The following is an 8,224-nucleotide window of genomic DNA, read 5'->3' on the forward strand; positions in this document are numbered from 1 at the left end:
CTCGCCGCCGCCCGCCAGATCGCCCGCTTTGATGCCGCTGCCACGTGCCTTGCGGAAGCGTTCTGGCCCGGTCCGCTGACGCTGGTGCTGCCGAAGACGCCGCAATGCCCGGTCGCGGAACTTGCTACCGCCGGGCTCGACACGGTCGCGATCCGCGTGCCCGCGCATCCCGTGGCGCAGGACCTGCTGCGCGCATTTGGCAGCGCCGTGGTGGCGCCATCGGCCAACATTTCAGGCCACGTTTCGCCGACCACGGCCGCACATGTGGCCAGCGACCTCTCCGGCCGCGTCGATCTGATCCTCGATGGCGGACCGGTCGAAGTCGGCGTCGAATCCACGATTCTCGCCTGCTTTGACGTTCCGATGCTGCTGCGGCCGGGCGGCCTGCCACGCGAGGAGGTCGAGCGCGTGCTCGGCCATGCGCTGGCTCGGCTACCCGAAGACGTCGCCACCAACGATAGCCAGCCGCTGGCGCCGGGCATGCTGTCTTCGCACTATGCGCCGCGCACGCCGGTCCGGCTCGACGCGACCGCGGTCGGGCCGGACGAGGCGCTGCTGGCGTTCGGCGCGACGCGCGTTGCGGGCGCTGAGGCGGCCAAAGCCGTGCTGAACCTGTCCGAGACCGGCGATCTTGCCGAGGCCGCCGCCAATCTTTTCGGCTATCTTCGCGCCCTCGATGCCAAGGGCGCGCGCGCCATCGCCGTCATGCCGGTGCCCGATCATGGGCTCGGCGAGGCCATCAACGACCGGCTGCGCCGCGCCGCGATCGACCGATAAGAAGAAGCTGCAGAAGAGACGCCAATGAACCTCTCCCCAACGCCCGTCCCTCCGCTCTCCAGCGAACTGATCGCGCGGTTTCGCGCCATTGTCGGCGACAAATATGCGATGACGGAGCCGGCCGATGTCGCGCCTTACGTGACGGAGGAGCGCGGGCTGTTTCACGGGCGCTCGCCGCTCGTCTTGCGGCCGGGGTCGACGGCGGAAGTCTCGGCGATCTGCAAGCTCGCCTCCGAACAGAAGATCGCGCTGGTGCCGCAAGGCGGCAATACGGGCCTCGTCGGCGGCCAGACTCCGCATCAGGGCGAGGTCGTGGTCTCGACCCGGCGGCTCGACAAGATCCGCGAGATCGATCCGGCCTCCAACACCATGACCTGTGAATCCGGCGTGGTGCTTCAGGTCGCGCAGCAGAAGGCGGCCGAAGCCGATCGTTACTTTCCGCTGTCGCTCGGCGCCGAAGGCAGCTGCACCATCGGCGGCAATCTCTCGACCAATGCCGGCGGCACCGGCGCGCTCGCCTTTGGCGTCGCGCGCGAGATGGCGCTCGGTCTCGAAGTGGTGCTGGCGGACGGCCGCATTCTCAACGCGCTGTCGAAGCTGAAAAAAGACAACACCGGCTACGACCTGAAGAACCTCTTCATCGGCGCCGAAGGCACGCTCGGCATCATCACCGCGGCAACCCTCAAGCTGTTTCCGAAACCGCGCGCGGTCGAAACCGCCTTTGTCGGACTGAAGTCGCCCGAGGACGCGCTGAAACTGTTGTCGATCTCGCAGAACGAAGCGGCCGGCAGCCTGACCAGTTTCGAACTGCTCGCCGACATCGCGGTCGATTTCAGCGTGCGCCATGGCATCGACATCCGCGCACCGCTGACCGGCAAGCATCCCTGGTTCGTGCTGATGGAGCTGTCTTCCTCGCGCGACGATGCCCGCGCGACGCTGGAAGCGATTTTGGCGCAAGGCATGGAAGACGGCATCGTCGACGATGCCGTGATCGCGGCGAATTTGAGCCAGCGCCAGGCGTTCTGGAAACTGCGTGACGAGATGTCGGCGGCGCAAAAGCCCGAAGGCGGCTCGATCAAGCACGACATCTCGGTTCCCGTCGCGGCGGTCCCCGCCTTCATCGCGGAAGCCAATGCCGCCGTGGTGAAGCTCATTCCGGGATCGCGGCCGGTACCGTTCGGCCACCTCGGCGACGGCAATATTCATTACAATGTCAGCCAGCCGGTCGGCGGCAATGCCGCCGATTTCCTCGCCCGCTGGCACGAGGTCAACGCCGTGGTGTTCGAGATCGTGCTGCGGATGGGCGGATCGATCTCCGCCGAGCACGGCATCGGCGTGCTCAAGCGCGACGAGCTCCCCGAGGTGAAAGACAAGGTCGCGATCGAGCTGATGCGTTCGATCAAGGCGATGCTCGACCCGCTCGGCATCATGAACCCCGGCAAGGTGCTGTGACCAGCGCGCTGCAAAGTCTTGCGATCACGCCGATCCGCGACGCCGACGTCGCCGGCGTCGTCGCGCTGTGGCAGGCCTGCGGCCTGACGCGGCCCTGGAACGATCCGGCCGCCGACATCGCGCTTGCGCGGCGCGGCGAAAATTCCACCGTCCTGGTCGGGCGCGAAGGCGATACCGTCGTCGGCACGGCGATGATCGGGCATGACGGGCACCGCGGCTGGGTCTATTACCTCGCGGTCGATCCGGATCATCGCCACAAGGGAGTTGGCCGCATCATGATGGACGCGGCCGAACGATGGCTGCGCGACGCCGGCATCGAAAAGCTGCAACTGATGGTGCGGCCCGACAATGCTGGCGTGAGGGACTTCTATCAATCGCTGGGATACGCGGCACAGGAGCGCATCATCTACGCGAAATGGCTCGACGGGCGCGAGCCGACGCCGTAAATCATAAGCCGTCAACGGGAACGAAGATGCGCATCGCCCTGATCCACGCCCTCAAGCATTCGCTGGCTCCGATCGAAGCCTCCTTCGCCAGGCTTTGGCCGGACGCCACGTTGATGAACCTGCTCGACGACAGCCTGTCGGCGGATGTCGCGCGCGACGGCCGACTGACGCCGGCGATGACCGACCGCTTTCTGGCGCTTGGAAACTATGCCGCTTCAACCGGCGCGAAGGGCATTCTCTTCACCTGTTCGGCGTTCGGTCCCTGCATCGAGGCGGTGGCGCGCGCGCTTGCGCCAATGCCCGTGCTCAAGCCGAATGAGGCGATGATCGAACAGGCGGCCGAGCGCGGCCACCGCATCGGGCTTCTGTCGTCGTTTCCGCCGACGCTGCAATCGATGCCGGCGGAATTTCCGAGCACGTTGCAGCTGGTGCCGAAACTGGCGGAAGGCGCGATGGCAGCGCTCGACCGCGGCGACCGCGCCGGGCATGACCGTCTGGTGGTGCAGGCTTCGCGCGACCTGCGTGACTGCGATCTGATTGCGCTTGCGCAATACAGCATGGCGCCGGCCGCCGCGATGGTGGCGGAAGCCACCAAGCTGCCGGTGCTGACAACGCCCGACAGCGCCGTCAGCAAGCTGAAGCGGCTGCTCAAGGGCTAGTACGCGACTTCAGAATAAACTGCCCTGCCCGTCATCGACGGCAGCCGTTTTGCGCGGGCTCGGTTTCTTTGCGCGTTTGACTTGTTCCGCCTCGCGCTCTTCCGCCGTGATCGGCAGCAGCAGTTGCGCATCGTCGTTGGCGACGTGATTGACCCGCATCGAGACCTCGTGCCAGGCGAATTCGCCCTCTTCCGGTCCGCGCATCAAGGACGCCACGCTGTCCGCTTCGTCGCTTCGGCAATCCAGCCAGCGCTCGAAATCGTCGGGGGCGATCGTCACCGGCACGCGATGGTGAAGCACCGCAAGATCCGCGCTCGCCGCCGCCGTGACGATCGCGACCGTATCGACTTCCTCGCCGTTCGGCCCTACCCAGGTCTCCGACACCGCGGCAAATCCGATCGGACGGCCGTCGCGGCGATGAATGAAATAAGGCTGTTTGTGGTTGCCAATTGATTGCCATTCGTAATAGCCGTCGGCGGGAACCAGGCAGCGCCGGCGCCTGATCGCGTTCTTGAACGCCGGCTTGTCGTGGATGCTCTCGGCGCGTGCGTTGATCAGGAGCGTAAATTTACGGGGATCTTTCACCCACGCCGGCCAAAGACCCCAGCGCATCAAGCGAAAATGTCGGCCATTGTCGCTGATCACCACAGGTATCGGTTGCGTTGGCGCGATATTATACCGAGACGGGAAGTTCGGTTGTTCCAAATAGCCGAAAAGTTGCCGCAAGGCCTCAGGCGCCGAGGTGATGACGAAACGTCCGCACATTTAGGGTATCCAAATAAGCATTGTTCAGCCCCTTTTAACCCCGAACCCTAACACTGCGGCAAATGATGCCAGCGCCGACCGCCACCCCACCCGCACCACCGGCTCCCGCCGCCGCCGCAAATTCGGCGCGCGCCGCCGAACTGCTTGCGGCCAACATCAATCCGCGCACGGGGCTTGCCACCGACTACCTCAATCACTTCAACGAAGCGGTGATGTTGCTCGAGATGGTTCCGGACATGCCGGAATGCGCCGAGGATTTTCTGGCCTGGCAACCGCTCTCCTACGCCGAACATTTCACGGCCTCCAATTTCAAGGCAAGGGATCTGGCGATCGATGCCTACAACTCTGCCGACGTGCGTATCCGCACCGAGTTCGACAACATGACGAGCGCGATCACCGCGATCCTGACCGCGGTGGGCGAGGCGATGCGTCAGGCCGCGCAGGACAAGACCCGCGCCCGGCTCGCCGAACAGGCGACCGGGTGGGTCAAGCCGCTGGTGCTGCAGGCCGGCGGCATCATCAATGGTGACGGCGCCGCCGACGTCGACTACATCATGACCCACTGATCTCGCACCCCTCGTGCGAACAGACCGGGGGTCTTTCTCTTGGCGTCCATCTCTCCTCAGACCCGTCCCCAGCTTGCGGTTAGCGCCGCGATCTTCCGCGACGGCAAGGTGCTGCTGGTGCGGCGGGCGCGATCGCCATCCAAGGGGGTCTATTCGCTGCCCGGCGGGCGGGTCGAATTCGGCGAAAGCCTCCATGCCGCCCTTGGCCGCGAAGTCGCCGAGGAGACCTCGCTCAAGATCGACATCGTGGAGCTCGCCGGCTGGCGTGAGGTGGTGCCGAGTGCCGAAGGCGGTGGGCATTACGTGATCATGTCGTTCGCGGCGCGCTGGCGTGCAGGCGAGGTCGTGCTCAATGAGGAACTCGACCGCTACGAGTGGCTGGCGCCGGACGCACTGGGCGAATTCAAGACCACGCCGGGACTTGAGGACGTCATCCGGTCCGCCCAGCGCGTTCTGAGCCGCTAAAACCATATTTGGTGCCGCTTGCGTCATGCAGTCCGAGCAGGCATATCCCCCCTGATGCCGAAATATCTCGTTTGCGTCCTTGTCGTTCTGTGCTGCCTCGCCGCGCCTGCGCGCGCCCAGGAAGGCGCAGCTCCCTTTGACAACGACTTGCAGCGCTTCGCGGAGATTCTCGGAACCCTGCATTATCTGCGCGGCATCTGCGGCAGCAATGAAGGCGCCAAGTGGCGCAACGAAATGCAGGCCCTACTCGACGCCGAAACGCCTTCCGGCGAGCGGCGGGCGCGCATGATCGCCGGCTTCAACCGCGGCTACAACGGCTTCCAGCAGACCTATCGCACCTGCACGCCGGCAGCGACGCTCGCGATCCGCCGCTACATCGACGAAGGCCTAAAGATCTCGCGCGATCTCACCGCGCGTTACGCGAATTAGCTTCGAAATTCCCGCAGTTCCACAAACCGGTGGGTTTCTTCACCCTCGTTAACCTTTCTTAAAGAACTGCCTAGCCCTCGCAGTCGAACGTGCTACACCACGATCCATCCCTCGCCTCGAACGCTGCTTCACATTCATGAGCCATCCTGCGCCTTTCATCGCCCGCGGCCTGCTGCCCGACCAGGACCAGAAGCGAGCCGCCCTCACCTATCTCAATGAAGCCTGGGCAGAGGCACGGCACGATGGGGTCGATGGCGACTGCCTGGCGCAGGCGAGCCTGTTTGCGGCTTTTGCCGAACTGGTCCGGACCTATGGCGAGGACGCGGTCGCCAAATTCGTCGAGGGTCTTGCGGTGCGCGTTCGCAACGGCGAGTTCTCCACCGCGCTTGCCCGGCAATAAGCGCCGCCATTTACAAGGCCTTGTCGTTTAGGCGCCTGCGCCCTACGTTCTCGGGTGAGATGTCGCCTGAGAAGTCACCCGGGATTCCCTCATGAAAGCTGCGTTCCTGCCCGACCGCGGCGTGGTCAAGGTCGCTGGCGACACGGCCCGCGACTTCCTCAACGGCCTCATCACCACCGACACCACGCGACTGCAACCGGGCCTGGCGCGGTTTGGCGCGCTGCTGACGCCGCAGGGCAAGATCACGGTCGATTTCCTGATCACCGAGGCGCCGGCCGGCGATGGGGGCGGCTTGCTGATCGATTGCCCAAAGCCGCTGGCGCAAGCGCTGACCGACAAGCTCAAGTTCTATAGGCTCCGCGCCAAGATCGATATCGAGAATCTTTCGGATCACCTTGGCGTGCTCGCCGCCTGGGATGGCGCGCCCGCCCTGAAGCCAGATCTCACCTTCACCGATCCGCGCAACCCTCACCTCGGCCTTCGGATTTTCGTCCCCGCTGAACTCGCGCAAAAGGCCGCCGACGCGATCGGCGCCGAACTTGTCGATGCCTCGGCCTATGAAGCCCATCGTATTGCGCTCGGCGTTCCCCGCGGCGGCGTCGATTTCATCTACGGCGATGCATTTCCGCACGAGACCAACATGGACCGCCTCTTCGGCGTCGACTTCGACAAGGGCTGCTATGTCGGCCAGGAAGTGGTGTCGCGGATGCAGCACCGCGGCACCGCGCGCACCCGCACGGTGCGTCTGCTGCTGGACGGCCCTGCCCCGGAAACCGGCGCGGCGATAACAGCCGGCGACAAATCGGTCGGCACCATGGGATCGGCAGCCGAAGGCCACGCGCTGGCGCTGATGCGCATCGACCGCGCCGGAGAGGCGCTCGAAGCCGGCACACCCCTGAACGCGGGCGGCCTTTCGATCCGGATTGCCGATCCGGACGAATTGCGCCTGCAGCCGAAACAGACGGTCGCATGACGAGATCAGCACGCCTGCATGCCGACGGCCTGACACGCTGCCCCTGGCCGGGCGAAGATCCGCTTTATGTCGCCTATCATGACACCGAGTGGGGCGTGCCGGAACATGACGACCGCGCGCTCTATGAGAAACTGATCCTCGACGGCTTTCAGGCCGGGCTGTCCTGGATCACAATCTTACGTAAGCGCGATAACTTCCGGAAAGCGTTCGACGATTTCCAGCCCGAGAAGATCGCGCGCTACACCGACAAGAAGGTGCATGCGCTGATGAACGATGCCGGCATCGTTCGAAACCGCGCCAAGATCGAAGGCACGATTGCCAGCGCGAAATCCTATCTGCAGATCATGGAAGAAGGCCCGGGTTTTTCGAAGCTGCTATGGGATTTCGTCGACGGCAAACCCAAGGTCAACGCATTCAAGACCACCGCGAGCGTTCCGGCCTCGACGCCGCTTTCGATCAAGATTTCGAAGGAGCTGTCCTCGCGCGGTTTCAAGTTCGTCGGCCCGACGATCGTCTACGCCTTCATGCAGGCGACCGGCATGGTCAACGACCACCTCGTCACCTGCTTCTGCCATGAGGGCTGCGCGGGCAAACGCCGCGCCCCCCGCCTCAAAGCCAAATGACGGCCAGACAATCTTCCGCAGATCCTGCAACCAGTACCGCCGATCTGAAGTCCCGACACCCGATGCGGCGAACTCGTATCCGGGACTTCAGATCGAAAGCGGTACTGCAATTATATATTGCTGTTGCCCTTTACTTTCCGAAGTTCGCGTAAGACGTTGCCGCAATGCCTCGCGAACATCGGAAAGAGGGCAACAGAGTTTGGCAGCGTATGCTGTCCGGCCGGCGGCTCAACCTGATCGAGCCCTCGCCGCTGGACATCGAGATCGCCGACATCGCACACGGGCTGGCGCGGGTCGCGCGCTGGAACGGCCAAACCAAAGGCGCGCATATCTTTTCGGTGGCGCAGCATACGCTGTTGGTGGAAGCCGTCATGCGCGAACAGTCGCCGCGCATCGACGTCAGTTACCGCCTTGCCGCGCTGCTGCACGATGCGCCCGAATATGTGATCGGCGACGTGATCTCCCCGTTCAAGGCGGTGATCGGCGATGCCTACAAGATCGTCGAGGCGCGGCTTCTCGCAGCGATCCATCTGCGCTTCGGCTTGCCGGCCATCCTCCCGGAGGCGCTGGTGATGCAGATCAAGGCGGCCGACCGCGCCGCCGCCTATCTCGAGGCGACCAGGCTCGCGGGCTTCGACTACACGGAAGCGGCCCGATTCTTCGGCCGCC

General features: G+C 64.4%; 12 protein-coding genes. 11 read left to right on the top strand and 1 reads right to left on the bottom strand.

The window, feature by feature from the left end; genetic code table 11:
• The 4 genes from VFL62_RS11365 to VFL62_RS11380 all read left to right on the top strand — a co-directional run.
• Nucleotides 1–777, top strand: a 777-nt coding sequence (locus VFL62_RS11365) for an L-threonylcarbamoyladenylate synthase (RefSeq protein ID WP_325172473.1), incomplete at its 5' end; no start/stop codon positions are given.
• 24 nt (nt 778–801) lie between these two features.
• Nucleotides 802–2,229 carry an FAD-binding oxidoreductase gene (locus VFL62_RS11370; protein WP_325172474.1) on the top strand — a complete coding sequence of 476 codons (1,428 nt, stop codon included), beginning with the start codon at nt 802–804 and terminating at the stop codon, nt 2,227–2,229.
• Nucleotides 2,226–2,675, top strand: coding sequence for a GNAT family acetyltransferase (locus VFL62_RS11375; protein ID WP_325172475.1), 450 nt, complete (start codon nt 2,226–2,228; stop codon nt 2,673–2,675). The genes VFL62_RS11370 and VFL62_RS11375 overlap by 4 nt, the downstream gene beginning before the upstream one ends.
• Nucleotides 2,676–2,701: 26 nt before the next feature.
• Entirely contained in the window at nt 2,702–3,334 is a 633-nt protein-coding gene (locus VFL62_RS11380; protein WP_325172476.1) for an aspartate/glutamate racemase family protein, read from the top strand.
• A gap of 9 nt (nt 3,335–3,343) precedes the next feature.
• Here the strand turns inward: VFL62_RS11380 and VFL62_RS11385 are convergent, their stop codons facing one another.
• Complete coding sequence (locus tag VFL62_RS11385) at nt 3,344–4,099, bottom strand: SOS response-associated peptidase (protein ID WP_325172477.1); 756 nt, start codon at nt 4,097–4,099, stop codon at nt 3,344–3,346.
• Nucleotides 4,100–4,161: 62 nt separating this feature from the next.
• Between VFL62_RS11385 and VFL62_RS11390 the strand changes: the two genes are divergently transcribed.
• The 7 genes from VFL62_RS11390 to VFL62_RS11420 all read left to right on the top strand — a co-directional run.
• A complete protein-coding gene (locus VFL62_RS11390) occupies nt 4,162–4,665 on the top strand; it encodes a hypothetical protein (protein ID WP_414644681.1) in 504 nt (167 codons plus the stop codon).
• A 39-nt stretch (nt 4,666–4,704) separates the two neighbouring features.
• Nucleotides 4,705–5,130, top strand: coding sequence for an NUDIX hydrolase (locus VFL62_RS11395; RefSeq protein ID WP_325172479.1), 426 nt, complete (start codon nt 4,705–4,707; stop codon nt 5,128–5,130).
• Between the two features lie 54 nt (nt 5,131–5,184).
• Nucleotides 5,185–5,559: a TIGR02301 family protein gene (locus VFL62_RS11400; protein ID WP_325172480.1), complete on the top strand. Its 375-nt coding sequence runs from the start codon at nt 5,185–5,187 to the stop codon at nt 5,557–5,559.
• 136 nt (nt 5,560–5,695) lie between these two features.
• Nucleotides 5,696–5,959 (top strand): hypothetical protein, encoded by a 264-nt coding sequence (locus VFL62_RS11405; RefSeq protein ID WP_325172481.1) that lies wholly within the window; start codon nt 5,696–5,698, stop codon nt 5,957–5,959.
• Nucleotides 5,960–6,050: 91 nt separating this feature from the next.
• Complete coding sequence (locus tag VFL62_RS11410) at nt 6,051–6,932, top strand: folate-binding protein (RefSeq protein WP_325172482.1); 882 nt, start codon at nt 6,051–6,053, stop codon at nt 6,930–6,932.
• Complete coding sequence (locus VFL62_RS11415; protein WP_325172483.1) at nt 6,929–7,555, top strand: DNA-3-methyladenine glycosylase I; 627 nt, start codon at nt 6,929–6,931, stop codon at nt 7,553–7,555. Before VFL62_RS11410 ends, VFL62_RS11415 begins: the two co-directional genes overlap by 4 nt.
• Before the next feature lie 209 nt (nt 7,556–7,764).
• Nucleotides 7,765–8,224 (top strand): HD family hydrolase (locus VFL62_RS11420; RefSeq protein ID WP_325172484.1); only part of this gene is annotated, 460 nt, incomplete at its 3' end.

It is taken from the genome of Bradyrhizobium sp. (assembly GCF_035701725.1).
GTDB lineage: Bacteria > Pseudomonadota > Alphaproteobacteria > Rhizobiales > Xanthobacteraceae > Bradyrhizobium.

What these genes read in the sequence shown, in the direction of transcription:
- VFL62_RS11385 (WP_325172477.1), bottom strand. Translation starts at nt 4,099, where the DNA reads ATGTGCGGACGTTTCGTCATCACCTCGGCGCCTGAGGCCTTGCGGCAA.
- VFL62_RS11380 (WP_325172476.1), top strand. Translation starts at nt 2,702, where the DNA reads ATGCGCATCGCCCTGATCCACGCCCTCAAGCATTCGCTGGCTCCGATC.
- VFL62_RS11400 (WP_325172480.1), top strand. Translation starts at nt 5,185, where the DNA reads ATGCCGAAATATCTCGTTTGCGTCCTTGTCGTTCTGTGCTGCCTCGCC.
- VFL62_RS11390 (WP_414644681.1), top strand. Translation starts at nt 4,162, where the DNA reads ATGATGCCAGCGCCGACCGCCACCCCACCCGCACCACCGGCTCCCGCC.
- VFL62_RS11410 (WP_325172482.1), top strand. Translation starts at nt 6,051, where the DNA reads ATGAAAGCTGCGTTCCTGCCCGACCGCGGCGTGGTCAAGGTCGCTGGC.
- VFL62_RS11370 (WP_325172474.1), top strand. Translation starts at nt 802, where the DNA reads ATGAACCTCTCCCCAACGCCCGTCCCTCCGCTCTCCAGCGAACTGATC.
- VFL62_RS11405 (WP_325172481.1), top strand. Translation starts at nt 5,696, where the DNA reads ATGAGCCATCCTGCGCCTTTCATCGCCCGCGGCCTGCTGCCCGACCAG.
- VFL62_RS11415 (WP_325172483.1), top strand. Translation starts at nt 6,929, where the DNA reads ATGACGAGATCAGCACGCCTGCATGCCGACGGCCTGACACGCTGCCCC.